At 41.2% G+C, this 24700-nt stretch carries 23 protein-coding genes; 2 read left to right on the top strand and 21 right to left on the bottom strand.

What is annotated here, in order from left to right; translation table 11 throughout:
* Positions 1 to 6 precede the first annotated feature (6 nt).
* From O3627_RS08300 to udk, 6 genes are all read right to left on the bottom strand, one after another.
* The gene (locus O3627_RS08300; RefSeq protein WP_002900542.1) at positions 7 to 318 is read right to left on the bottom strand and encodes a hypothetical protein; all 312 of its coding nucleotides are present in this window, start codon (positions 316 to 318) and stop codon (positions 7 to 9) included.
* Entirely contained in the window at positions 302 to 2050 is a 1749-nt protein-coding gene (locus tag O3627_RS08295) for a DUF2974 domain-containing protein (RefSeq protein WP_125383238.1), read from the bottom strand. The genes O3627_RS08300 and O3627_RS08295 overlap by 17 nt, the downstream gene beginning before the upstream one ends.
* The gene (locus O3627_RS08290) at positions 2043 to 2498 is read right to left on the bottom strand and encodes a hypothetical protein (RefSeq protein ID WP_343091862.1); all 456 of its coding nucleotides are present in this window, start codon (positions 2496 to 2498) and stop codon (positions 2043 to 2045) included. Before O3627_RS08290 ends, O3627_RS08295 begins: the two co-directional genes overlap by 8 nt.
* 150 nt (positions 2499 to 2648) lie before the next feature.
* On the bottom strand, positions 2649 to 3086 hold the full coding sequence (locus O3627_RS08285) for a hypothetical protein (protein ID WP_371621342.1): 438 nt from the start codon (positions 3084 to 3086) through the stop codon (positions 2649 to 2651).
* Positions 3087 to 3169: 83 nt separating this feature from the next.
* Entirely contained in the window at positions 3170 to 3838 is a 669-nt protein-coding gene (locus tag O3627_RS08280; RefSeq protein ID WP_002902802.1) for a YoaK family protein, read from the bottom strand.
* Between the two features lie 165 nt (positions 3839 to 4003).
* Positions 4004 to 4639 (bottom strand): uridine kinase, encoded by a 636-nt coding sequence (udk, locus tag O3627_RS08275; RefSeq protein WP_032909529.1) that lies wholly within the window; start codon positions 4637 to 4639, stop codon positions 4004 to 4006.
* A 108-nt stretch (positions 4640 to 4747) separates the two neighbouring features.
* Here udk and O3627_RS08270 point away from each other — a divergent pair, with 108 nt between their 5' ends.
* Both O3627_RS08270 and O3627_RS08265 read left to right on the top strand, forming a co-directional pair.
* On the top strand, positions 4748 to 5728 hold the full coding sequence (locus tag O3627_RS08270) for a Gfo/Idh/MocA family protein (protein ID WP_125383243.1): 981 nt from the start codon (positions 4748 to 4750) through the stop codon (positions 5726 to 5728).
* A complete protein-coding gene (locus tag O3627_RS08265; RefSeq protein ID WP_185756172.1) occupies positions 5718 to 6809 on the top strand; it encodes a DEAD/DEAH box helicase in 1092 nt (363 codons plus the stop codon). The genes O3627_RS08270 and O3627_RS08265 overlap by 11 nt, the downstream gene beginning before the upstream one ends.
* A 95-nt stretch (positions 6810 to 6904) precedes the next feature.
* Here the strand turns inward: O3627_RS08265 and O3627_RS08260 are convergent, their stop codons facing one another.
* The 15 genes from O3627_RS08260 to phoU form a co-directional block, all read right to left on the bottom strand.
* Positions 6905 to 8302: a polysaccharide deacetylase family protein gene (locus tag O3627_RS08260; protein WP_002912244.1), complete on the bottom strand. Its 1398-nt coding sequence runs from the start codon at positions 8300 to 8302 to the stop codon at positions 6905 to 6907.
* A gap of 61 nt (positions 8303 to 8363) precedes the next feature.
* Entirely contained in the window at positions 8364 to 8750 is a 387-nt protein-coding gene (locus O3627_RS08255) for a VOC family protein (RefSeq protein WP_002895748.1), read from the bottom strand.
* A 112-nt stretch (positions 8751 to 8862) separates the two neighbouring features.
* Positions 8863 to 9801 (bottom strand): ketopantoate reductase family protein, encoded by a 939-nt coding sequence (locus O3627_RS08250; RefSeq protein WP_125383245.1) that lies wholly within the window; start codon positions 9799 to 9801, stop codon positions 8863 to 8865.
* A gap of 15 nt (positions 9802 to 9816) precedes the next feature.
* Entirely contained in the window at positions 9817 to 11208 is a 1392-nt protein-coding gene (locus O3627_RS08245; protein WP_371621341.1) for a sensor histidine kinase, read from the bottom strand.
* Positions 11198 to 11872, bottom strand: coding sequence for a response regulator transcription factor (locus tag O3627_RS08240; RefSeq protein ID WP_002912240.1), 675 nt, complete (start codon positions 11870 to 11872; stop codon positions 11198 to 11200). Before O3627_RS08240 ends, O3627_RS08245 begins: the two co-directional genes overlap by 11 nt.
* 106 nt (positions 11873 to 11978) lie before the next feature.
* Positions 11979 to 12461: a hypothetical protein gene (locus O3627_RS08235; protein WP_002915425.1), complete on the bottom strand. Its 483-nt coding sequence runs from the start codon at positions 12459 to 12461 to the stop codon at positions 11979 to 11981.
* A gap of 317 nt (positions 12462 to 12778) precedes the next feature.
* Positions 12779 to 16969: a GbpC/Spa domain-containing protein gene (locus O3627_RS08230; RefSeq protein ID WP_371621340.1), complete on the bottom strand. Its 4191-nt coding sequence runs from the start codon at positions 16967 to 16969 to the stop codon at positions 12779 to 12781.
* Positions 16970 to 17132: 163 nt separating this feature from the next.
* Positions 17133 to 19673, bottom strand: a complete 2541-nt coding sequence (locus O3627_RS08225; protein WP_343091860.1) for a M1 family metallopeptidase — start codon at positions 19671 to 19673, stop codon at positions 17133 to 17135.
* A 166-nt stretch (positions 19674 to 19839) separates the two neighbouring features.
* Complete coding sequence (locus tag O3627_RS08220; RefSeq protein WP_125337301.1) at positions 19840 to 20166, bottom strand: hypothetical protein; 327 nt, start codon at positions 20164 to 20166, stop codon at positions 19840 to 19842.
* 8 nt (positions 20167 to 20174) lie between these two features.
* Complete coding sequence (locus tag O3627_RS08215) at positions 20175 to 20471, bottom strand: hypothetical protein (RefSeq protein WP_125337299.1); 297 nt, start codon at positions 20469 to 20471, stop codon at positions 20175 to 20177.
* A 10-nt stretch (positions 20472 to 20481) separates the two neighbouring features.
* Entirely contained in the window at positions 20482 to 21822 is a 1341-nt protein-coding gene (locus O3627_RS08210) for a hypothetical protein (RefSeq protein ID WP_125337297.1), read from the bottom strand.
* Positions 21813 to 22442 carry a hypothetical protein gene (locus O3627_RS08205; protein WP_002900568.1) on the bottom strand — a complete coding sequence of 210 codons (630 nt, stop codon included), beginning with the start codon at positions 22440 to 22442 and terminating at the stop codon, positions 21813 to 21815. Before O3627_RS08205 ends, O3627_RS08210 begins: the two co-directional genes overlap by 10 nt.
* Positions 22443 to 22699: 257 nt before the next feature.
* On the bottom strand, positions 22700 to 23290 hold the full coding sequence (locus tag O3627_RS08200; RefSeq protein WP_125410324.1) for a hypothetical protein: 591 nt from the start codon (positions 23288 to 23290) through the stop codon (positions 22700 to 22702).
* Positions 23287 to 23883 (bottom strand): hypothetical protein, encoded by a 597-nt coding sequence (locus O3627_RS08195; RefSeq protein ID WP_125410323.1) that lies wholly within the window; start codon positions 23881 to 23883, stop codon positions 23287 to 23289. The genes O3627_RS08200 and O3627_RS08195 overlap by 4 nt, the downstream gene beginning before the upstream one ends.
* A gap of 157 nt (positions 23884 to 24040) precedes the next feature.
* Positions 24041 to 24694 carry a phosphate signaling complex protein PhoU gene (phoU, locus tag O3627_RS08190; protein WP_002895767.1) on the bottom strand — a complete coding sequence of 218 codons (654 nt, stop codon included), beginning with the start codon at positions 24692 to 24694 and terminating at the stop codon, positions 24041 to 24043.
* Positions 24695 to 24700 lie beyond the last annotated feature (6 nt).

Below are 24700 nucleotides of genomic sequence, written 5' to 3'. Positions count from 1 at the left end.
CTCCTCCTATCCCTTAATCGGGCTATCCAAAGAAGGCATCTGCATCGTCTGAGTTAGATGAGTTTCAGCAGCTTGCGCTGCCTTCCCTTCAAATCCACCCTTAATATCATTGACATAGTTAGTAGAAGCATAATTTTTCATATCCAAAGCCGCCGCCTGTAGCTGAGCTGCCAGATCTAATCCTTTTGCAAGGATAAGCAGCTCTTTGGCCACTATCAAAGCCTTGATAGCCTGCCTCTCCTGCTCCTTCATCTTTTCTTTAAACTGTCTCTCTAACTCCACTCTAGTTACGAGCGCATCATCATTTGGTATAAGCATTTTCAATAACCCTCCATGATCCTTTCACATCTGCTAAGAGATTATTGAAATCCTCAGCTTGCTGAGTATCGACTGCTGCAAAATCTCCACTTGCTCTGACCAAAGTCGTTCCCAACTGTTCAATCTCTGTCAGGAATCCTTTTGCGGATGTGTTTGTATTTGTTTCAACCGAATCGTCCCAGTAGTGCTTTATATCGAAATCAATCAATAAACTCTCCACTTCTGAGTCGCTCAAATAAGTAGCAAGACCGAATGCCTCTGTTCTTGCGTCATTAATTATCTTTTGGACAGATTCCTTGGCATCCGACAATAAGGTTTGGACATGCTTAACTTTATCTTCTATTTCAAAGATAGCCAACTGAGCTGCAGTCTGAAGGAGACGAGCACGAACTAAAATTCTCTCTTCACCTGTAAGATTGCCATTTCCAAGCTGTTTCTGATAGCTTGGAATCATCTTCTTGTCCCACTTCATCGACTCTCTACGTGCTTCATCAATGATTGCTTGATAATCCCGCTTAAATTCATAGAAAGCAGATGTAGAAATACCTGCACGCGCAAAATTTGCTGTCCCAAAAGAAGAAACGTCAACAACAGCATTCATGAATTTTATCGCCTCATCATCAGTCAAACCTTGCATACGAAGCAAATCTAAAAATTTCGCTTCTAATCTCGCAAGCTTCTCCCCTGCTCTCAGAAGTTCTGGATGAAAATCTTCTGAAGCGACTAAAAATCCCCCCTTGCCGTCTGCCTGAAAAACACCAAAATCATGAGCACTATCAGACATAAAGTCAAAGCGAGTATAATGAAGAGGCACAACTATATGAGCTGTTCCCAATTCCTTACGAGTTGGCTTTTCTCCAGGTTTCTCTAAATTATAGATTGTATTCTCACGATTGAGCATACTAACAATATCAAAAGGATTGACATAGTATTCTAGTTTTGCGCTAATCGCTTGAATCCTATCATCATCAACTCCCATTTTTTTCAAACTATCGGTAGTATCCGGTCCATCGAAAAGAACGACCTTTCCAATTTTATCAAATTCTTGTTGGCTCAGATTAGCTATTCCTTGAACTGTCACCATCGTCCCCAGCGAGTGGGCTGTAAGATCCATCGTAGCTTGGGGAGCTTTCTCGCTCATTTCTGCAATGGTGGCTTTCATTCCCTCCGTTGCTAGTCTAGCCTGAGGTATATGCGAATCAAATAAAGCAAAATTAGCATCATTAATAAGCCAGTCATTCAGATTTAAAGGCTTAATTCCTTCTTTCTTAACTCTCTCAGTATTGAAACCATCACTACCTCGAATAGCCATATAAGTATGCTTTGTATCCTTACCTAAGGTCGGTGTATCTGTTAGAAAATATGCATTAAAGCCAACTCTCTCATTAGTTAAACGACCTTTCTGGTAAGGTCCTAAACCGGCTTTCTCTTTATAATCAGCAATTTTCTTATCATTATCATCCACAAAGGGTAAATCTAATCCCTTTTCAACATGCAAATCTGGATCTGGCTGCAGGTAAACTTTGCCATCATTATCGAGATTCTTACCTCCTGGGGTGATTTCTGTTATCTTCCCATCCTTATCTCTCATATAACCATCGTTGGAAAAATTAAATTCTGCGAATTTTTTTGAGTTGTTTTTGGGTGGAAAGTTATTGGGACGTCCATTGTAAGCTGACTGTGCTAAATTTGCGTAGAAATTATCGAAGTTTTTTAAATTACTGTTACTCATATAAGAACCAACCTCCATCTCGTAAAATTCTTATCGGCTGCATTTCATAAATAACTAGCTTATCAGGAACTTCATTTGAATTGTGGTTTAAAGGAATTCCCAATGTAAATTCAGTGTCTTTATTATTATTTATTCCGCCATCCAAAGTCAGAATATATCCTCCACCTTGAGGAGTGCCATTCCCAATATCTTCGACTTTCATACTGTCCCAATTAAACTGAACACTTTCAACCTTAGGATTCAAAGCTTTAACAAAGTTAGCCAACTCATCTTCATGCTTTTTAAGATAAGCAAGTTGTTTTTCACGCGGATCTTGCTCTTTCTTTTTCTCCTGATTAGTTTCATGTGTAAACAAATTTTTATTTTGAACTGTCATAATTGTCCCTCCTATGACCAGAAAAGCTATTACTGCTGCCACAGATAGAATCGCTATTTGTTTTTGTTTCATCTTCTAGCCTCCTTGTGCATAATAATAAGTTACTATTATTATATCATGAATACAGTAAAAAAATACTTTTGAAAAGTATTCTCGTTAAATTAGAAATTGGCTGACTGCGCTAAATCTGCATAAAAATTATCAAAAGTTTTTAAATTACTGTTACTCAAAAAGCTCACCTCCTAATCTTATACCATTGCTGATACCCATGCTTTCTAAATCAACTTTTCCATCTTTGATCTCTATTAGAACATTCCAGTCTGAATCTTTTAAATTATTAAATTCACCAAATATACTCACAACTTCCCCTCCGCCTTGTGGGGTTCCATTTCCAACATCTTCCCAGCGCGTTTGATTCCAATCAATCTGAACCGATTTTATCTTTGAATTTTGAGATTTCACAAACTCCTTAATCTCTTCTTCATGCTTTTTAAGGTAAGCCAGCTGCTTTTCATGCGGATCTTGCTCTTCCTTTTTCTCCTGCTTGGTTCCATGTGTAAACAAATTTTTATTTTGAACTGTCATAATCGTTCCTCCAATAATCAGAGTAACGGTTAGCGCTACGATTGATAGAGTAGCTATTTTGCTTTTTTTCATCATTTTCTCTTATATTTCTACTACTTTCTATGAATTTCACAATATCACTTCTTAAGTCACTTCATTTCTAAGAAAAATATATATACTCATCTCCTCACATACTGAATGCCTCGGAAAAGGAGAAAGGCTGTTAGAATCAGGGAAACCAACCAGATGGTCTTCAAGAGGTAAAATTGAATCAGATAGGTAGAGATGATAGCTCCCACTACAAAGCTTGCTAATAGGGCTACAAAGAAAAGGCCTTCTTTCAAATCTTTCCCTTTCTTGTTTCGAGCATAGTTACCAAAAGCTACCATGGTTTTCTTGATATTCCCCGTCATAAAAGAATTGTTATAGACAATGCCATCCACCTCGCCAAAAGCCGTCGCGACCAGGCCCATGCAGAAAGCTAGTAGCGGCACGATATAGAGATGGGGGATATTTGCTGGCAAAAATCCAGCGATAACTGTTGTCAATATCAAAGGGAAAACACTGGACAGCCTGCGCCAAGAATGCTCAAAATGATGCTGAAAAACGGTCATCAGAAAAATACCCAGCATAAAGGCTAGCATAGTTGCCAATTTTACTTCGATTCCTCTTGTCTCTTGATTGATGAGCTCAACTGAAAGGAAAACGACATTTCCCGTCTGCCCTGCCACCAAGGTACCTCCCCGCTCAATGAAGGTATAGGCGTCAATAAATCCTGCACAAAAGGTCAAGAGGCAGGCAAAAAATTTTGAACGAGAGTGAAACTCTCTTTTTACAAATTGTTTCATAAACCACCTACAAAATAAGGGAGTGACCAGACTACGAAAATCATGGATTTCAGTCCGTCCACTGCCCTTTGCTAAATTACATTTCAAAAATCTTGCAGCTACTGCGATTCACCAGATTCACAGACTTTTATTTCCTCAAATGACAGAACTAAAAAGCTGCCTGTCCTATCCTTCTCTAGCTTCCTTAAGGATTTTTTCAATCTTGGTCGTAATTAGGTCAATAGCCACCTTATTAGAAGCTCCTTCCGGAATGATGACATCCGCATAGCGCTTGGTCGGCTCTATGAACTGATGGTACATAGGCTTAACGACACCCAAATACTGCTCAATAACACTATCCAAACTGCGTCCACGCTCTTCCATGTCGCGCTTAATCCGGCGGATAATCCGAACATCATCATCTGTGTCCACAAAGATTTTAATATCCATCAAATCCCGCAGGCGCTGATCCTCTAAGACCAAAATCCCCTCAACGATGAACACATCCTGAGGCTCCTGACGATAAGTCTTTTTACTGCGGGTATGCTCCGTATAGTCGTAAGTAGGAATATCCACTGGCCGACCAGCCAAGAGCTCCTTGATTTGCTCAATCATCAGGTCGGTATCAAAGGCAAAAGGATGGTCATAGTTGGTCTTCACCCGCTCCTCAAAAGTCAGATGTGTCTGATCCTTATAGTAGGAGTCATGCTCAATCATGGCAATATTTTCGTTTGGAAAATTAGCCAAAATTGCTCGAGAAACACTGGTCTTTCCGCCTCCGGAACCACCAGTTACACCAATAATAATAGGTCTATTTTGCATTATAAGCTCCATCTCTTGTTATCTTATCTATTTTACCGCAATTCATGTTATAATGAAAGAGCTAAAATAAAAAAAGTACATGCTTAAAAATAGAAAAAGGAGGTTTTTATGTTCAAACTTGGAATCATCGGAACAGGTTCTATTTCTCATGAGTTCATCAAGGCCGCTCACTCAACAGGCGACTATCAGCTGGCAGCTGTCTACTCTCGTGCTCTGGCTTCTGCTGAGCGCTTTTTGCAAAACTATGAAAATACGGCCATTTTTACTGAAATGCTGGACTTTCTGTCGTCTGATATCGATGTCGTTTATATCGCCAGTCCCAACAGCCTGCATTTCAAGCATGCCAAGGTAGCCATTCTGGCTCGTAAACATGTCATTGTTGAAAAGCCAGCGGTTTCTCGTCTTAAAGAATGGCGGGAATTGGTCAAGCTGGCTGACGAGCATCAAGTCTATCTCTTTGAAGCTGCCCGCAACTATCATGAGCAGGCATTTGATACAATCAGTGATTTTCTCAAGGACAAGACCGTCTTGGGAGCCAACTTTACCTATGCCAAGTATTCTTCAAAAATGCAAGCTCTGCTTGCGGGAGAGCAGCCCAATGTTTTCTCAGCTAAGTTTTCTGGCGGCGCTTTGATGGATCTGGGTGTCTATCCTGTCTATGCGGCTATCAGACTTTTTGGCCATCCTCGCTTCGCTCGCTACAGTGCCCAACAGCTAGCCAATACGATTGATTTAAATGGAGCTGGCTGTCTCATCTATCCGGATTTTCAAGTTCAGATTCAGGCCGGTAAAAATATAAACAGCAATCTGCCAGCAGAGATTTATACGGATCAGGGAACTCTGACTTTAGACGGGATTGAATTTATCAGCTCTGCTATTTTCCAAAATTTGGACGGTCAAGAAGAGGTGCTGCCTATCCAGCGTGCTTCCCACACCATGCTGGAAGAGGCTCAAGCTTTCGCACGAGTGCTCAAGGGCGGACAGGATGCAGCTTACGAGAAATGGTTGGATGCGGCGGCGGCCGTTCATGAAAGCTTATTTGCCATGCGCAAGGACGCTGGCATTAGATTTGAGGTTGATGATGATTAAGAAACAATTTCCCCCGAGCTGGCAAAATCAGCTGGCTCAGCTAGGCTTTGAAGATTTGACAACTATTCAGGAAAAGATGTTTGAGCCTATTTCTACAGGTGATACGGTGCTGGGAATCAGTCCGACTGGTACTGGTAAAACTCTGGCCTATCTCTTTCCCAGTCTGCTCAAGCTGACACCTAGAAAAGCACAACAGCTCTTGATTTTAGCTCCTAACACCGAGTTGGCTGGACAAATTTTTGAGGTCTGCAAGACTTGGGCGGAACCTTTAAGGCTGACAGCTCAACTCCTGCTCTCCGGTTCCAGTCAGAAGCGACAAATCGAGCGCCTCAAGAAAGGTCCAGAGATTATCATCGGAACGCCTGGGCGGATTTTCGAGTTGGTCAAGCTTAAGAAAATCAAGATGATGAATGTCGAAACCATCATTTTGGACGAATTTGACCAGCTGCTCAGCGATTCTCAGTATCACTTTGTAGATAAAATCACCCACTATGCGCCTCGTGACCACCAGCTGGTATATATGAGCGCCACCGCTAAGTTCGACCACGATAAGATTGCTGAAAACGCTCTAGAAATCAGCATTGACGACCAAGTTTTGGACAACATCCAGCACTTTTACATGCAAGTCGAAAAACGTGATAAGGTGGACTTGCTCCGCAAATTATCCAATGTTGAAGATTTCCGCGGACTAGTCTTTTTCAACGCTCTGTCAGACTTAGGAAGCGCTGAGGAAAAACTCCAGTATCGTGAAGCCAACGCGGTTTCTCTGGCCAGCGATGTCAACGTTAAGTTCCGCAAGGTGATTTTGGATAAGTTCAAAGAGCACCAGATTACTCTCCTGCTAGCCACTGACCTAGTTGCTCGCGGCATTGATATTGACTCCCTAGAATGCGTCGTCAATTATGAGCTTCCGCGCGATTTAGAAACCTATACCCACCGCTCTGGACGAACCGGCCGCATGGGCAAGGAAGGCTATGTCATCACCCTCATCAGCCATCCTGAAGAGCTGAAAACATTGAAAAAATACGCTTCCGTTCGTGAAATTCTATTAAAAAATCAAGAACTTTATGTAACGAGTTAAACTAAAAAAGCTTTGGAAACATTAGATTTCCAAAGCTTTTTTTGCTTTTACTCATTACCAACAATGATTTCCAAAATCTAAACCCAAGGACCGTCTTAGTCTCTGCCGTAATAAATACGATGGGGCTCTAGCTGACCTTCCAGAAGCTCATCGACCGTTACCAAAGTATAGCCGTTACTCTTCAGATACTCGAGGACACTTGGTAGGGCGTCAATACTGGTCTGGTGAATATCATGCATGAGGATAATCGAACCTGGCTGAGTTTTAGCAATCTCTTGCATAATAGCTTTAGTATTGCGTGTCTTCCAGTCTAGGCTGTCCACATTCCACATGATAAAGGACTGGTCAACCGAATTTTGGATTGTAGTATTAATAGCTCCATAAGGAGGCCGCGTAATCATTGGCTTGATGCCTATGACATTGTTAATAGCGGTCTGGGTATCAAGGATTTCTTTTTTGGCTGACTCCAGAGGTAGTTTGGTTAAGACTGGATGGTCCCATGTATGAATCCCAATCTGATGACCTTCATTGTGCACTCGCTTGACAATCGCTTCATTACCAGCAATGTTTTGCCCAACCATAAAGAAGGTCGCCTTGGCACCGTATTTCTTAAGGATATCCAGAGCCTGCGGTGTTGTCTTAGGATCTGGACCGTCATCAAAGGTCAGAGCAACCATTTTCACATGCTTCTTAGCTTCAAAATTCTGATAAGCAGCCAAGTCATCGCCAGTCAGATAGTCCGCATTAATCTGGTCATAGAAGCTAGACAAAGGAACGTCAATGCTGGTTAAGCCTTGCACTTCCTTACTCAGCTTAATAGAAAAATGGCTGTATTCATAACGGAAAGACCACTGACCCAACTCCGTTCCATTGAGGTTATTGAGAATTTCCGTCTGCACCGCCTCATCGGCCTGTCTAAAGGTCAGCTGGCTGGATATCTCGTTGATGAAGATTTCCTTAGCTGCATCTGGATCCTGAAAGAGCTTATCCAGAGTGAAAGGGCTGCCGTCTGCACCGAGATAGCTGTCAGCAACTTCCCGCTCTTCTCCTTTACTGATTTTCATCTCTTTGACATGATAGTCCTTGCGATGCACCAGTACTTCTTTGACATCCTTCAGGCTCGTTTCTTTTTCCTCAGCATAGTAGAAGGTCAATTCCTCAATCTTATCGCCCTTCTTCTGATTATCCTTAATCGTCTGGCTATCTGCGTCCATCTGCTCCTTGACGCTTGCCATAACCTGACCATCCAGCAGAGGATAGAAGGACTCCACATAGTGGCTGCCAATCATCTTGCTCTGCTTTTCAGTTTTTTCAGCGTGGTATGTCTCTTCTTGAGCAATCAAGACACTAACTTTCTCTTGAAGTTCTTTTTCTTGGAAAATAGCGTAAATTTTTACAGCACCCAGAAATAGAGCAGCAACAAAAGCTAAAGCTAGCAAGCTGAGAACAATGAGTGTTTTCTTACCGTGTTTCTTGTTATTTTGTCTTTTCATACACCTGTCCTAAATGAATAAAAATCATCATTTATCTTGCAAAATTAACTGCAGCTAGATGTTAGAGACTCTTCTCACGAATGACTTCCACCTTGTAGCCATCAGGATCTTTTACAAAATAATAATTAGGCGGGTTACCAGGAAGACCCTTTGGATCTGTCACTTCATAACCTTTGGCCTTGTGCTCAGCGTGCAGACCTTCCAAGTCTGGCGTGCTAAGTGCCACATGAGCAAAGCCGTCCCCAATCACATAAGGACCATGGTCATAGTTATAGGTCAGTTCAAGCTCATAATCATCACCTTCCAAACCTAGATAAACGATAGTAAACTGATAATCTGGAAAATCCTTGCGGCGCAGCTCCTTAAAGCCAAAAGCCTCTGCATAAAAAGCGATAGACGCTTCCAAATTCTCAACACGCAAACAAGTATGTAACATTTTTGATGCCATAATTTCACCTCATTCTTTCTTGTTTATTATTATACCCTATTTTGGGCAAAACTTATATTAAATTTTTAAAAAAGTAAATGAAAGCATATAAAAATCAAGCCATTAAGACCTGCTAAGAATTGTTTTTCAAAAACTGATCAATGAAGTCGCTATACGAATTCCATTGAGGCATGGGAATGCTTTCTTTTTCAGCACTTCTTTTGATTTCAAAATATTGATCAACCCACTCGGCATAGCCTGAATGCATGTGATTTGTGACCATTTCGGTGACCAAAGGCTGACTCAACATGAACTTCATTACTGGAACCAAGAGAAATAGGGGCAGGGATAAATATTTAGTAGGTTTATAACGATGTTTAGGAATGCCATATCGCTGACAGAGTTCTAAACCTTCTCGCCAAGCGCAAATCATCTTTCGAATTGCTTTTTTATCTTTCAAGAGTGCATCAAAAGTCCCCGCTTCTGCAACTGCACCTGCCATTACCGCCTCCTGAAGGCAGTGAACCTTCATCCAAGAAGCCAAGTCAGGCATAGCATCAATGCCTATCCCACTAGCTGTGAAGATAGGAGACAACTCTGATGTGTAAGAATCATCATCAAGTAACGTAGCTTCTTTGAAAATGATAGCTTGGATCCGACCATCACTCTTTCGCCCTCCTCCAACAGAAGAAGGAAAAGCTAACGACACCTGCTTTCTGTCCAAATAAGAAGGAATCTTGGAGTTGATATTCCAGTTATTCTGTAAAATAAGTAAATGAGCTTTTTCCTTTATAGCCGCTAAATGATTCAATGCCTGCTCTAGTTGCAAACTATTTACCGTTAAGAGAATCAGGTCATAGTCTTGAGCAATGCTTGTCACCACTGGCGGCTGGAAATGATGTTCTTTATAGACCAGATCATCTTTTCTTAAATCTTTAATAGAAAGTGTGAAGCCTTGCTCTAAAGTCGACAGCTTATGCTCTCTAACTAAGACAGTAACTTGATGCTGATTAGACAGTAACCAAGCGTATGTCAAACCGATTGTGCCAGCACCATAAACCAAAATGTTCATATTAGGCCTCTCCCGCTATTTAACAGAACGCTTTTTCGTTTCTTTCAATAGCAGTTTAACTTCAAAGACCGTACCTTTTGGTTTGTTGTCCTTGACATAAATAGTGCCCTTGAAAGCATCGACAATCTGCTTGGCCAGAGAAAGCCCCAGACCAAAGCCACCTTTCTGACGGGTCCGAGCCTTGTCCACCCGATAAAAGCGATCAAAAATCTTCTTCTTATCTTCGTTGCTGATACCAGGTCCATTATCTGCTACCCGAAAGATGAGGTAACGATCGGTTGAAGCAGCCATAACACTGATTTCGCCGTCATCATCTGTGTACTTGATAGCATTGTCAAATAGGATGGTCATCAGCTGCTTGAGGAAAATTTGATCTGTCACAATAGGGTTCTTGATCATATTTTCTGAATGAAAAGCTTTTTTATTTTCCCTTGCGATAATGCAGTAATTAGCAAAGGTCGTATCAAAAAATTCTGGTTCGACTTCACCATATTGAGGTTTGATGCCATCATCGCGACGAGCCAGATTGAGCAGATTGGTCGTCAGCAAGCGCATATTGCGTACTTCATCCAAGCTAGAAGCAATATTTTCACTGCTCTGCATGATTGTAGCTTCAGGCTTACGAAAGAGCGTCTCTAAGCGGCTCTGCAATACTGCCAGAGGAGTCCGTAGTTCGTGACTGGCATTTTCCACGAAAGCCTTCTGCTTCTGGATACTTTCCAGCAGAGGCTTGACACTCATCCGAGCAAGGTAAATACTGGCAATCAGGGAAATTCCCCAAAAGCTGACCATGACCATGGCAATCAACTGCTCATGCTTGCTGCTGGTCTGCTCTAGCTGGCTGATACTAGTCATGACCACAGCGTACTTGATATCTGGAAATTCATTATTAGGGTCAATATCAAAGAGATAAGCCCGGTAGCTTTCTGTCTGGCCAAAGCTATTGCCAATCACAATTTCCTTAATCTGATTCAAATAGGACTTGTTAAACTCCAGCGAGTTAAAGTCTAGAAAGCCATCGCTCTTACTAGTGGAAATATTTTTATAATTATCATCCAAAAGCAGGGCGAAAGTGTTAGAACTGAAATTTGGCGTCGTCAGATTGTCAGGCTTAGGCTCTTCGTTTGGATCGCCATCTGACTCTTTACTGCTTTTAGGACTTTTAGTGTTGACCTTATTGCTAGGATTAGACTGCTGACCTGTCGTCCGATAGGCCAAATCTGCTACCGAACTAGGATCATTACTCAGGTTTTTAAGATTTTCATCAACAGACGTATAAAGGCTGGAGCGCATAACCTGAATAATAATCAAGGTCATGGCTGAGAAGATTAATGTAAACAGCCCAAAATAGCGAATGAAATAAGAGAAATCATCCGCATAAAAGGTCTTCTTGATTTTATTCAGCATCTTTTAAAATGTAGCCGACACTACGAAGAGTATGCAAGTTTTTCGCAAATGTCGTTCCTTTCAGTTTTTTACGAATCTTGGAAACGTACACTTCAACAACGGAAACAGTGGTATCACTGTCAAAGCCCCACAGACGGTCAAAAATTTGGGTCTTAGGCAAGATTACATTTTGATTTTGCAGGAAATAAACCAAGAGGTCGAACTCTTTACCAAGCAACTCTACGTCTTTACCTGCCTTCGTGGTTGAATTTGTAGATAGATTGACAGTCACATCACCGTAAGAAAGAGTATTCTCGTTGAATTTACCAGCACGTTTCAAGAGCGCCTGGATCCGCATTTTCAGTTCTTCCAAATAGAAAGGTTTGGTCAGATAGTCATCAGCGCCGAGCTCAAAGCCATGTCCTTTATCATCCAAGCTTTCCTTAGCTGTCATGATGAGAACAGGTGTTGTGACTCCTTTTGCCCGAAGATCTTTCAGCACTTGAAAACCATCCTTTTCAGGAAGCATGAGATCCAGCAAGATAAGGTCATAGACACCGCTCTCTGCTTCATATAGACCTTCTTCACCATCAAAAACCTGCATTACATCTGCAAAATCATCCAAAAAATCAAAAACTGAGTTTGACAGTCCAAGGTCATCTTCTACCAATAGAATTTTAATCATCTTTCTTTCCTCCAATAAAACTTACCAAGATTATGTCTTTTGGTTTTTGTTTTATTTGCTATTCTTATTATATCATGACTTGGGTTCAAAATCAGTAAGTTTTTTCCTACGACTGCGACGTTTTATTTTCTTTTGTTGACTTATTATTGTTCTTGTCCGATTGTTCACTTGTGTTCGTTGAAGACTTTTTCTTGTTTTTCTTACCGTTGTCATTTTGTTGAGCAGAAGAATCCTTGCTCTTATCCTTGCCAGACTGCTGACCGTCTTGAGACGGCATTCCTTGGTCTTGACCGTTCTGTCCTGAACCACCATTCTGCGGTGGCATGCTATTACCCGATCCGCCGTTTTGACCATTCTGACCTGGTTGTGGAGGCATGCTATTTCCTGCATCCTGACCATTTTGTACCTGCTCCGGTGCTCCAGGCACAGTAGCTGGCTGTTGAATAGCTGATTGCTGACTGTTTGTACCGTGAATAGCTGTCGCAAGACCATAACCGCCCAGAAGTCCGACTGCTAGAGCACTACCCGTTGCAACCGTCAGCCACCATTTAGTACTTTTTTCTACAACAATCATTTTTTCCATATCCATTTAATCTATCACCTTCTTTTTTTTAAATTTTTTCTGACTCATTCTATCAAGCAAGAAGCTAATGCAGCTTACAAGTCATCCAATACACATCCTTTCACTAGAATAGCATTATCATATATTTTTTTACTTAAACAGGACTGAATTTTTTCTTAAAAAAGGCTGAAAGATAGGGAAAATGGTGCATGAAAAGGATTTTCCTAAACTGGATGATATCAACCATTTGCTCAAAAATTCGTAGTAAAAAAGACTGGGACGAAATTGTCTCAGTCTTGATTTATCATGTTCAAAAGCTCTGGATGCAGGAGCTGCTTATATTTTTACGACTCTTTCTTAGATGAGCGGAAACCTGCTGCAGCTAGCAAGGCCGCAAAGCCAAGATAAGTAAGAAGAGCACTCGAACTGCTTCCAGTTTTAGGCAATTGACCTTGTGTGGTTTGGTAGCTGACAGATAGCTGCAAGCTGCTTGCTTGCTTACTTGCAGATCTTGGATGCTGCCAAGTTCGGTTTGAAAGAGGCTCAAATTTCTGCGCTGTTTGAACAGTAATTTCTGCAGGAGGTGTTGAAACACTAACCTGATTGGATTCTATGCGGTATTGATCATTAATCAGCAAGCTGAAATGATTGGTATAGGTTCTGCCTGGATACAAGAGTCGACCGACTGCTGCCGGAGCTAGGGTTTCAGTCGCAGTATTCAAATCAGCATTGTATCGTTCAAGCAGACCTGGGGCAGCAACGAATGTCAAGACTCTGGTGCTTGGATCATAAGTAACCTCGTAACCTGGACTTTTAGCTTCAGTAGCTTCTAGGTCCAGCTCAAAGCCTTCTGGCAGGCGATCTTCCAATACGAAAGAATGAATTGGCAGGCGATAAGCAGGCAAAGCATCCGTTACCAGATTAAGGACAGCAAAACTTCCCTGGTTAACCTCTTGTTGATGAATATTCTTCTTGGACTCATCCTCCAACTCTTCTCTGACTTTTAACTGGATAAAAAGCTGGTTATAGTGATAAGTTTGAGTCGGCGCTTGCGGACGGCTTGGCAAAGCTTGATAGCTAGGTTCAGCCGGCTTTTGAGGAAGCTCTTTATAGTTTGGCTTGTTAGGTTCAGCAATCAAAGGCAAGTCACCTTCTCTGATAGGTGACTGGGGTTCAGGCTGAAGAACTGGTTCTTGAGGAAGCTGTGGTTCCTGCAGATAGCTTGGCTCCTGAGGCAGCTCCTCTAAAGCAATTTCTTCTTCATAAACAGGCGGTTTCGGAGCCTCACCCGTGCTTACTTCAGGATCTTTTTGAGGTTTCTCTGGTTCCTTCAAATAAGATGGGAGCTGTGGTTCCTGTGGCAGCGCTTCTTCAACCGGAGCTTGCGGAAGACTCAGCAAGGACTGCTCCTTCTCATAGGTCGGCTCTTCAATTGCATCCAGCTCTTTCAATAAAGAAGGGGCGCTAGGTTCGTCTGGCAACTCCTGATAAGCTGGCGCCTGCGGTTGAAGCGGCTCAGCCTTATAAGTCGGCTCTTGCGGTAAAACTTCCAAATCTCTTTCCGGTAGAGCTACTAGTTCCTCAGGCCGACTTGGAAGAGCAAGAGGCTGAGTTTCTGTCGGCTGGCTAGGAAGTTCTTGATAGGCTGGCTGAGCTGGCTCTTCTGGCAAAGATTGATAAACCGGCTGAATTGGAAGAGGCTGCAGTGCCTTGAGCTCTTCATAGGTTGGCTCTTGTGGTTGAGCGATCTCAGTCGGAGCGACAGGCTTCATTGGGACACCTTTAGCTTTAATATCTGAGTTAAATACAAACCAAGCAGAACCCCGATTTCGTGAACCAATATCAAAGGAAATGACATCGCCCTGTGCCTTACCGACAATAGCGCCATACCAGTTATAAGGACTAGTAGGTGTATCCCACTTATTATACTCAAAGCGAGAGCCTTCCTTCTCATGGTTAATAGAAATATCGGCATGAACACTGGTATCTGGGTGAATGTTAATAGCAGATCCTGTGATAGGAACATATTCACCATTAAAATTCTTGATGTACTCAATCGCAGCTTTATTCGTATTTAAAGATGAGAAGCTGACAAGCGAATCTGTCATATCAAGCTTTTCTCCAGCTTCATCGAAAAACTCCGCTTGGACATTGATTCGAGATTGGCCATGAAAATCCAAGGTCCACACAGTTAAGGTCGGATCCTTAACTAAGAAAACTGGCAGCTTATCCTGACTCTTAGAAGATTCTTTGAGAGTATAGGTGTAAACAACTTTGGCGATTTTCTTGCCCTGAATACTGGAATTTTTGATATTGGTATAAGTAGCTACCAGAGGCACATCTTTTTGCAGAACAACTTTAGTCTGATGTTCTTTCCCTTTTAAAACACTGGTCAAATCAGATATTCCTTGTTTATCCATTCCCCAAGAACGAACCTCATCAGTCAGCTCATCATTGGTATAGGTTCTAATAGAGGGATCTAGCGTCAAGACAGCCTGGGGCTCAGATTTGAAAACAAAAGGCTGGCTTTCAACCTTACTGAGATAGCCTTCTTCATTTTTCTTAGCTTCAGCTTCCTGCAACTCTCTCTCAAAAGTTACAAGAGCTGCATCATACTTAGTTTTGGCTGTATCATAGGCAGCTTTTGCCTTCTTATATTCTTCCAAGAGCTTATCAAAGTCAGCTTTCAAGCGGGCATTTTTTCCCTTAATGCTTGCATTTTCCTGCTCAATCACTGCGTTCTGCGCTGAAATAGAAGCAAGGTTTGCCTCATAGTCTTCTTTTAGTCTTTGATTTTCTGCTTCAATCCTTGCAAGATTTGCTTGGTAGGTCGCCAAGGCTGCCTGATAAGCAGCTAATTTATTCTTGTTTTCTGTCTCAATCCGAGCAGTCGCCTCCTGATAGGTAAGTAAGGCTTTCTCATATGCTTCTCGACTTTTCTGATTGCTCTCGGTGATTCGAGCCACATCCTGCTCATATTGAGCTAATTGATTTTTATAAAGCTCTTGTTTTTCCTGATTTTGCTGACGAATCTGGGCGTTTTCAGCTTCAATGGCAGCATTACGGGCTGTTACTTCTGCTTTTTCTGTCTCATAGGCAGTTTGGCGCTTCTTATTTTCAGCTTGGACACGCTCAAGTTCAGATTGATAGGCAGTCAAAGCTGCTTGATGATCTCTCGCTTTGGCATCATTGGCCGCCTCGATTTCAGAGCGATTCTTTTGATAAGCAGCTAATTTGCTCTCATAGTCTTTCTCTGCCGCTTGATTTTTTTGACGAATCTCAGTCAATCGCTCTTGATATGCTGCCAAATCAGCCTGATACTGCTCCTTTAAGGCAGTATTTTTCTTCTGAACAGCTAGATTTTGGTCCTCAATCTCTTTATTCTGCTCTTGGATTTTAGCCAAGGCTGTCTCATAAGATTGTTTAGCAGCTTGATTGGCTCTTTGAATGCGTTCTACTTCCTGCTGGTAAGCCGTCAATTCTGACTGATACTGCTGCTCTAGCTCAGCATTTTCTTTCAGAACCCGAGCCAATTCTTTCTCATAGTCAGCCAAGGCAGCTTGATAAACAGCTTCTTTTTCTGCCTTAACCTGAGCCAGTCGGGAAACCTCAGTTTCATACCGTTTGACTGCTTCCTGATAGGCCTTTTCAGCTGCCTGATTTCGTTCTGCAATGGCTGCATTTTCAGCTTGGGCAGCTTTGTTATGAGCTGAGACCTGAGCAAGCTTTTCTTCATAGCGAAGCTTTGCTTCTGCATTCTTCTCCCGAGTAGCTTTCAGCTCTGTAGCATAGCTCTCCATAGCAGTTTGGTAGGCTGTTTTTGCTTGAGCATTTTCTTGTAAAATCCGTGAACGCTCCTCTTGATAGGCTGCTAAAGCTGCTTGATAGGAGCCTTCTTTCTCTTGATTGATTTTTACTATACGGCTCAATTCTGCTTGATAAGCCGTCCGTTTCTGCTCATATTCCGCCTGAAGCTGAGCATTTTCAGCTTGAATACGGCTGGACTCTTGTTCATAGGAAGCTAAAGCCTTGTCATATTGGTTTTTCAAGGCTTGATTGGCAGACTCTTTCTGACTGAGTTCTTTCTCATAAGTCTTCAGTTGCTCTTGATAAGCTGCTGTGGTTTCACGTATTTCCTTGACTTGGGTCGCATAATCTGTTAGGGCTGTCTCCCGTTTACTAGCAGCTTCTTCTGGATCTCTAGCTGTTCCTAAATCAACAGTTGGCTCCTGCTTTAGCTGAACTCCCGCTTTCTCGGCCTCTGCCACAGCTTGGTCCAAGTCTGCATGGGAAACCTCCAAGGGAAGCTTGTCTTGATTAACTGGCTCTGACTGAGCAGGGGCAGCAGTTGTCTGGGATGCTTCGGTTGGCGAAAGAGTAGCTTCAGAAAGGGCAGACTGATCTGCTGCTGAAGATATCTTCTCCTCCGCCTGAACTGATCCGGCAGCTACCAACAAAGCCGCACCTAAAACAGCTCCGCACAAGCCCTTAGAAAGACGGCTCTTGCGGAAGCCATAGACTATTTTCTTTTCCATATAAACTCCATTTCTCCTTTAAACAGTTGCCTGTTTATTTCACATACTTTTCTATTTTATCAAAGCAAAGGCATATTAGCAATGTTTAAATACTCAAAATGATAAAGAAAAAGCCTGAGATAGGCTACTATCCCAAACTTTCTAGATATTTTAATTAAAACTATCAGATTGCAGCTCGAATTGCTTTTTCCACTGCTTCTTTCTCGCGACTCACCAATTCAACACGCGCAGCGATTTCCTTGATTCCCATGCTGATGTTTCGGCTAATCGCCATATCGTCCAACTGCGGTTCAAAGAAGTCTTTGTACTCTGCTAATCTCTTCTCTGTCTTGAAGACCACTGCTGGGCTAATGACAAAGCTATCGAAGCTCATGTCGCCACCTAGCGCTGCCTTGATCCAGTCCCAATTCTCACGCGCCCAAGTCCACACTGCTTCTTGAGTAAAATCTCGGCTGAGGAAACGGGCATACCAAGCTGACAAATCCTGCGGTTTCACAGTAAATTTATCCTTCCAAGTCGCTAAAAGTTCATCCAAGGTTTCTTTGTTCTTCGTATAAGAAAGGGCTGTAGAAAGAGCATTTTTGAAGCTTCCATCATTTGAAGCGACATATAAGTCCAGATAAAGCTTAGTCAGCTCCTTGCTTTCATGATGCTTGATTTGGTTGACCAATACCTGCAGACGAATAGCGGCAGGAAGTTTTTCCAAATTATCACGATACTTGTCAAAAATCTGGCTTGCTTGAGCTTTAGCTGTCTCATCGTCAGCCTTAATCATATTACCCACAATTAGCTGACGAACCATCTCGTCCTCATCGCTTTCGCCTGCCTGTTTTTCAAAACCAAGACGGTCGAAATTGCTTTGACTGAGAACTTTCAACAGGGCTTTGTAATCTTCTTCAGTCTGACTGCCCTCATCCACAAAGCGATTCAATCCTTCCAGCACTTGGGAAACAGCCGAAACTACCATATAAGAAGTTTCGTTTGCCAACTTGCTGATAACTGGCAGCAGGTCCGCATAGGAAATCTTACCAGACTCTGCCAGAAGTCGACGCTCCTGCACGATTTGTAGTTTGCTGATATTGTCCAAAGAGCTGAGATTATTCAGAAGAGCATCTAGCAACTCACCCTGATAATCTGTAATATAGTGAGCAGTGTTTTCTGTATTGAGACGCAGGGCTCCTTCATTTTGCGCTGCTAAGGCTGCATAATTAGGAATTTCCAGTCTTTCTGTCGTCAGAGTATCAGGAAGGCCTTGCCAGTTACTGTTGAGCGGTACTGGCCAGAGGCGACCTTTGTCTTCGTGCTCCCCAATGAAGAACTGCTTCTGGCTCAAAATCAAGCAGTCATTTTCGACTTTAGCAGTGACAACTGGATAACCCGGCTGCTCCAGCCAAGCATCCATAAAGGAAGCTACATCACGACCAGAAGCTTGAGAAAGAGCGTCCCAGAGGTCGCGACCGATGGTATTGCCATACTGATGCTTCTCGAAATAGGCACCTAGCCCCTTACGGAAAGCATGATCTCCCAGCCAACGGCGCAGCATGTGCATAAGACGACTACCCTTGGCATAGACAATCGCTCCATCAAAAAGAGTATTGATTTCATCAGGATGCTTGACCTCTACATGGACCGACTGGACGCCATCTGTCGCGTCACGCTTGAGGGCATAAGGAGCACCACTGGTCTGGAAATCTTCAAAAATCTTCCAGCTAGGCTCAATCGCATCAACTGAGACATACTCCATCATATTGGCAAAACTTTCATTGAGCCAGAGGTCATCCCACCACTTCATGGTCACTAGATTTCCAAACCATTGGTGAGCTAGTTCGTGCGCAACAACCAAGGCAACTGTCTGACGGCTCAGAGCTGTTGAATTTTCATCCACCAGCAGATAAATTTCCCGATAGGTCACCAAGCCCCAGTTTTCCATAGCCCCAGCAGAAAAATCTGGCAGGGCCACGTGAAGTGACTGAGGAATAGGATACTTGACTCCGTAGTATTCTTCGTAAAATTCAATACAGCGAACCGCAATGTCCAAAGCAAACTCTAGATTGCTCTCTGGGTGGGCCTTGGTCGCATAAACTCCTACCAAAGTTCCATTCTTGGTTTTAGCAGTAATTCCTTGCATATCACCTGCAGCAAAAGCCAAGAGATAGGAAGACATACGTGGAGTCGTTTCAAACTTCCAAACGCCAGTCGCCTTGCGGTTTTCAACATCAATTTCCGGCATATTAGACAGGGCCAATTCACCCTCTGCTTGGTCAAATTTCAAAGCCAAATCAAAAGTTGCCTTAGCCTCTGGCTCATCTACACTCGGAAAGGCTTCGCGGGCAAAGTGACTCTCAAACTGCGTAGAAATGATTTCTTTTTTCACACCATCTACCGTGTAGTAAGATGGGTAAATCCCCGTCATATTGTCCGTAATCTTACCAGTATAAGTTATTGTCACCACTACAGGACCAGCTGCTTCCAGCTCAATATAAAGAGCTTCATTGTCCTTATCAAGAGTGAAAGGACGAGCTTGGCCAGCCACTTCTACAGCTTCAACTGTCAAATCTTTTTGATGTAGGGAAATCTTACTCGTCTTAGCTTCCCCAGTAATGGTTACCTTGCCTGAAAAAGTCTTGTCGGCACGATTCAGATCCAAAAAAAGATCATAGTGCTCAGGAACAAAAGTTTCAATAAAATGTTTAACTGCTTGCATCAGCTTCTCCTCATCTAACGAACAACGTAGCAAGATTAATCTGCTCCCCTTGTTCGCTTATAATCTGTTATTATTGTATCATATTTAGAAGATTTCGTTGCAGAATAAATGCAAACAAAAAGACAGGTAGTACCTGTCCATGTAGTTTATGAAAATGGAAGAAAGGTTAAGAGTTCTTCTTTTCTTTCTCAAGTTCCTCTAATTTTTTATTATAGATTCGATTTTCTTCGTGATAAGTTTTGTTTAGCCGTTCTTCATAACGATGAATTTTTCTCTCAAAAATTTCTCTATTTTCCTCTATTTGGCTTAATTCATATGAGGGGACGGTATTAGGACTATTGCGACAAAAAGATAATATCCATTCGCTCATTCGCTCTGAAACATTTTTAGCCTCTCGTCTCATATCCTGATAATCCCATTCATACTCACTAACTTTCTTTCGAAACGCTATGTGATCGTCATCAAGACGATCAATCTTTTTCTGAATATCCATAAAGCCTCCTATAAGATAGGGCTGGTCAAACTAGGCTTAGGAACAGTGCCTAGCACCTCTTTGACTGAATCTGCCGCCCCACCAGAGAAAGCACCAGATAAATCCGCAGGCACTTGAGAAGACGCAAAAGATTTCATAGTCTCGGCTTGATTATTCAGCCAGCTTTGCAAAGCTTGACTTTCCTCAAGAAGAATGGCTTTTTTAGCTGAAATCAAGCCACGAATAGCTGTGCGTTCCTGAATCTTTAAATATTCTTTTTTTATACGTTCGGCTTCAGCTCGATCTTCTGTATTTGGTTCAATCATGCGTTTCCTCCTATTTTTTTGTGAAAATCTGGGCGCCTTTTTGATCAATCGCTACGATATTATCAGAGGCCTTGTTTAAATTGCCAGCGATTTCTGTCATTTTAGACGTATATGCACTTGCTGAGTCGAGAGTTGAGGCTTCTGTCCCCCCATTCCAAGCTTTGGATAAGGTCAGTTCAGACAAGAGATCTTCCACTTCACCAGATGAAAGGTTGTGAGCAAGGGTATGAGCTGCATTACTTAATTCAGATATATGTTCCTCTACTTTTGATTTTGCACTTGCTAACTTATCTTTAATCTCTTGCTCATAGACCTCAGCTTGAAGCAGAGCAGTTTGAGCACTTGTGCGAACGAGTTCCTCTCTTAAACTAATTTTTTTGTCGCCAGAACTAATTCTTAAAGAAGCATGCAATTCATCAATGTATCTCCTATTTATGGAGATTAAATCCTGCTTAGAAGGCTCAGGAGCGAAGCCTCCATATTCTTTTAGATACTCAAGAACATAATGTTCAGAATCTTTTTTAGCATAGTCTAATCCAAAATTTGCGGTTACTGGATTTATTTCGTACATTTTTGCTTTATGTTTTGCAATCTTTCTGACTTGCTTTTCGGTCATACCTGAGCAAAAGAGACCATTTTTTTCATACCATTCAAGATCTGGGCTATTACCTTTAATCTTTGGCAACCCAGCATTATGATGTTTTCCCTCTACGGTAAATACTTTTCCATACGTAATGATCCCACCATGGCCATCCCAACTTGTTAAATCCTTCCCTTGATCACTGTATGAATGTAAGTGTTTATTAATATATGCTAATTCTTCATCACTAATACCTCTATAGTCGGCTGTATTTTTTGTCAACGAATTCCACGCACCCCAGTCCATGAAATTTGTAATCTTTTGGACTTTCATTTCCGCAGCTACTTTAGCAACTGCTGGTCCCGCTTGACTGAATCCCGACATATTACTGATATCAACTTCTTGTCCTTTGCCAGCCATTTTTTTAGCACTAGCTAATGATTGATTATAAAATTCTCGAACGTCCTTTGTCTGTTCTGTTAATTGATTTCTTGCCATTACCGCATTGAATACTGATTCTGTAACATGGTTATTAATTTCGTTATTAGGTGATTGAGTACCAGCAACAACAATGGTAGTTTGAGTGTAATCAACTTGTCCATTAATAATTGGTGCTACTGTTACAGCTTGTGTAGTTTTGTTGATTTCCTTTATTACTTTATATTCAATTTCACTTTTATCAGTAGTATAAGTCTGACCTTCATTTTTTTCATTGATTATGTCAAGAACTTCAGTTTGGAGTTCCTGAATTTCCTCGTCTGTTAACGCCATTTGAAATGATCTCCTTTTCTAATTTGAGTATTAAATTTCACTTCAGCACGAGGACTTCCGTTTTGATTCTTTTCTATATTCTTTATTTGTCCAGCTTTGATTAAGGCTGATATATTATTATCAATTCGTTTGCTTGTTGATAATTTTGCTTTTTCCGGCAATATCTCATTATTAGAGATATTGACATAGTCATCATCCACCTTTATTTCAATAACTTCATTGTCAAATCCATCAAAGCTAAGTTGAATACTGCCACTACTTGTAAAACGGCCAAAATCTTCTTCTCCAACAGAACGTCCTAAATAAGCCTTATTACCATGATTGTCATAAATGACAGGCACAATTGTTGCACGAAACATACTCTGCCCATCCCCACCTTGAACAAAAATTGGCGAAAACTCAATTTTACTAACACCAGAGTAATGCTCTTTAATGTAAGTTGCCAGTTGTTCTTCCAACAAACGAAATCCTCGTTTGTAAAGTTTTACTCCTTTATCGTCTAAAACATCACTAACATTATATGGAGAGTTTTTGTGTTCAATCCATTTTGTCATACAATATACTCCTCCTGAAATTAAAACTATAAGAACTGCAATGATCGCAAATTTTTTTTTCTTCATTGTTTACCTACCTCACACCTTTATGAAAACGCTTTTATTTTTTAATTATAGTATATCATAATATTTCTAGTCATACCATTATTTCTGGTCTCATTCATTTTTTATAAAAGCGCTCTCAATTATCTGTTTATAATATCTGGAGTCTTTTACATAAAAAAGTTTTATTTCAAATCCTATAAATAACTTTGCTTTCATTCTTTACGTCTTTCTTAAGACCAAACTGTAATCTTTGAACCTCTTGATCAGACAAAGTCATATCATTCGTCTCCTTTACTCAAGTTAACATTATAAACAATTTCTGCATTCGGACTTCCTTTTTCATCCTTAATAACATCCTTTAACTGACCGTATTCAACTAATAATTCCATATTCAAATCAATCCCTTTAGCTCTTGTGAGTTTAGCTTCATCAGGTAAATGTTGCGCGTTAGAAACATCAATGTTATTCCCGTTTGAGTCCTTTAAATCTATAGCTTCATTTCCACCTCCATCAAAATTAAGAATTATATGTGAGACGATACCAAAGCTACTTGGATACACATTATTAACTTTAGTACCAAGAGTGGCTTTATTTCCATGCTTATCATAAATAGTTGGACGGATATAGACATTTGAGAAAGTTGACCCTTCCTCAGTAACGTAGATTGGGGAAAACTCAATCTTTTCAACCCCTGAGTAATGCTCTTTTATATAAGTTCCTAGTTGCTCTTCCAGAAGTCGAAAGCCATGTTGATAGAGTTTAGCTGTTTTGGGGCTAAGGTTAGGTTTTGTCATCTTATTATAGACAAAAATGCCACCCGATACCAAGACAAGAATAAGAGCAAGTGTTATAAATATTTTTTTCTTCATCCAGCCTCACCTTTCTGTAACTCTATATTGTATACAATTTGAGCTTCTGGGCTTCCTTTTTCATCCTTAACAACATCCTTTAACTGACTGTCTTCAACCAATAAAGAAATATTTTCATCTGTACTTCTAGCCTTCGTGAGCTTTGCTTCGTCTGGCAAATGTTTTGCATTTGAAACATCAATGTTATTCCCGTTTGAGTCCTTTAAATCTATAGCTTCATTTCCACCTCCATCAAAATTAAGAATTATATGAGTAACTAATCCATAGCTATTAGGTGTGTAGTTCTCTATTGTTTTTCCTAATGTTGCTTTATGCCCGTATTTATCATAAATAGTCGGACGTACATAAGCATTCAGCATAGAAGAATCATAATCTCCAGTCACATAAATTGGAGAAAATTCAATTTTTTCAATACCTGAATATTTCTCCTTAATATAAGTGCCAATTTGTTCTTCTAAGAGCCGAAAGCCTCGCTGATAGAGCTTAGTTGTTTTGGAACCTAAGTTGAGTTTAGTCAGTTTATTATAGACAAAGATCCCACCAGATACCAAGACAAGAATAAGGGCAAGTGTCGTAAAAAGTTTTTTCTTCATTATTTCCACCTAAATACTTCGCTATGAAAAGACATTTCATGCTTTATATTCCTATAGTGTAACATAGTCGGAGTCAAGTTCCAATGAAAAACAGGACACTTCAGCATAATCATGAATATACAAAAAAGACACGAAATAAATCGTACCTTTTTTATCATCACAACTCAATAATTTTACCTGTTTCAAAGTAGACAACCCATTCACAGATATTCTTGGCATAATCGCCGATTCGTTCCAAGTAAGAGATAACTTGGAAATAGTCGCGGCCAGTCACAATCAGTTCTGGATTTTGTTTGATTTCCTCTGTAGCAAGATCGCGAATATCATCAAAGTATTGGTTGATTTTCTCATCCATAGCTGCTACAGCATAGGCTTGGTCTACATTTCCATTGAGGTAGACGTTCAGGGTTTCTTCGACGAAATTCTTAACATCGCGCCCCATCTTGCTGATGGCATCTTCTACGGACTCAATGCGAACTTCTCCCTTCATCCGAACAGTAGCTTTGGCGATAGATACGGCGTGGTCACCCATGCGTTCCAAATCACTGCTGGCTTTCAACACGGTAATAACGGTCCGCAAATCCTGAGACACAGGCTGCTGCAGGGCTATGATTTCTAGAGATTTCTTCTCCAGTTTCACCTCGTATTCATTGACTTCAGCATCGTCTTCAATGACCTGACGAGCCAGTTCACGGTCATGCGTGACAAAGGCACGAACCGTTCGGTTAATCTGCGATAGTACTTCGTTTCCCATCGCGTAGAATTGATTATGAAGTTTTTCTAAATCTTCTTCAAATTGTACTCTAAGCATAAGATT

It is taken from the genome of Streptococcus sp. 27098_8_82 (assembly GCF_041431615.1).
Lineage (GTDB): Bacteria > Bacillota > Bacilli > Lactobacillales > Streptococcaceae > Streptococcus > Streptococcus sanguinis_K.
This window is presented reverse-complemented; position numbering and strand designations above follow the sequence as displayed.

Excerpts from the sequence above, each read along its gene's own strand:
- O3627_RS08250 (WP_125383245.1), bottom strand. The coding sequence starts at position 9,801 with ATGAACATTTTGGTTTATGGTGCTGGCACAATCGGTTTGACATACGCT.
- O3627_RS08210 (WP_125337297.1), bottom strand. The coding sequence starts at position 21,822 with ATGGCGTTAACAGACGAGGAAATTCAGGAACTCCAAACTGAAGTTCTT.
- O3627_RS08300 (WP_002900542.1), bottom strand. The coding sequence starts at position 318 with ATGCTTATACCAAATGATGATGCGCTCGTAACTAGAGTGGAGTTAGAG.
- O3627_RS08195 (WP_125410323.1), bottom strand. The coding sequence starts at position 23,883 with ATGAAGAAAAAACTTTTTACGACACTTGCCCTTATTCTTGTCTTGGTA.
- O3627_RS08265 (WP_185756172.1), top strand. The coding sequence starts at position 5,718 with ATGATGATTAAGAAACAATTTCCCCCGAGCTGGCAAAATCAGCTGGCT.
- O3627_RS08260 (WP_002912244.1), bottom strand. The coding sequence starts at position 8,302 with ATGAAAAGACAAAATAACAAGAAACACGGTAAGAAAACACTCATTGTT.
- udk (WP_032909529.1), bottom strand. The coding sequence starts at position 4,639 with ATGCAAAATAGACCTATTATTATTGGTGTAACTGGTGGTTCCGGAGGC.
- phoU (WP_002895767.1), bottom strand. The coding sequence starts at position 24,694 with ATGCTTAGAGTACAATTTGAAGAAGATTTAGAAAAACTTCATAATCAA.
- O3627_RS08225 (WP_343091860.1), bottom strand. The coding sequence starts at position 19,673 with ATGCAAGCAGTTAAACATTTTATTGAAACTTTTGTTCCTGAGCACTAT.
- O3627_RS08270 (WP_125383243.1), top strand. The coding sequence starts at position 4,748 with ATGTTCAAACTTGGAATCATCGGAACAGGTTCTATTTCTCATGAGTTC.
- O3627_RS08200 (WP_125410324.1), bottom strand. The coding sequence starts at position 23,290 with ATGAAGAAAAAAATATTTATAACACTTGCTCTTATTCTTGTCTTGGTA.
- O3627_RS08285 (WP_371621342.1), bottom strand. The coding sequence starts at position 3,086 with ATGATGAAAAAAAGCAAAATAGCTACTCTATCAATCGTAGCGCTAACC.
- O3627_RS08255 (WP_002895748.1), bottom strand. The coding sequence starts at position 8,750 with ATGGCATCAAAAATGTTACATACTTGTTTGCGTGTTGAGAATTTGGAA.
- O3627_RS08240 (WP_002912240.1), bottom strand. The coding sequence starts at position 11,872 with ATGATTAAAATTCTATTGGTAGAAGATGACCTTGGACTGTCAAACTCA.
- O3627_RS08290 (WP_343091862.1), bottom strand. The coding sequence starts at position 2,498 with ATGAAACAAAAACAAATAGCGATTCTATCTGTGGCAGCAGTAATAGCT.
- O3627_RS08220 (WP_125337301.1), bottom strand. The coding sequence starts at position 20,166 with ATGGATATTCAGAAAAAGATTGATCGTCTTGATGACGATCACATAGCG.
- O3627_RS08230 (WP_371621340.1), bottom strand. The coding sequence starts at position 16,969 with ATGGAAAAGAAAATAGTCTATGGCTTCCGCAAGAGCCGTCTTTCTAAG.
- O3627_RS08215 (WP_125337299.1), bottom strand. The coding sequence starts at position 20,471 with ATGATTGAACCAAATACAGAAGATCGAGCTGAAGCCGAACGTATAAAA.
- O3627_RS08235 (WP_002915425.1), bottom strand. The coding sequence starts at position 12,461 with ATGGATATGGAAAAAATGATTGTTGTAGAAAAAAGTACTAAATGGTGG.
- O3627_RS08245 (WP_371621341.1), bottom strand. The coding sequence starts at position 11,208 with ATGCTGAATAAAATCAAGAAGACCTTTTATGCGGATGATTTCTCTTAT.
- O3627_RS08205 (WP_002900568.1), bottom strand. The coding sequence starts at position 22,442 with ATGAAGAAAAAAAAATTTGCGATCATTGCAGTTCTTATAGTTTTAATT.
- O3627_RS08295 (WP_125383238.1), bottom strand. The coding sequence starts at position 2,050 with ATGAGTAACAGTAATTTAAAAAACTTCGATAATTTCTACGCAAATTTA.
- O3627_RS08280 (WP_002902802.1), bottom strand. The coding sequence starts at position 3,838 with ATGAAACAATTTGTAAAAAGAGAGTTTCACTCTCGTTCAAAATTTTTT.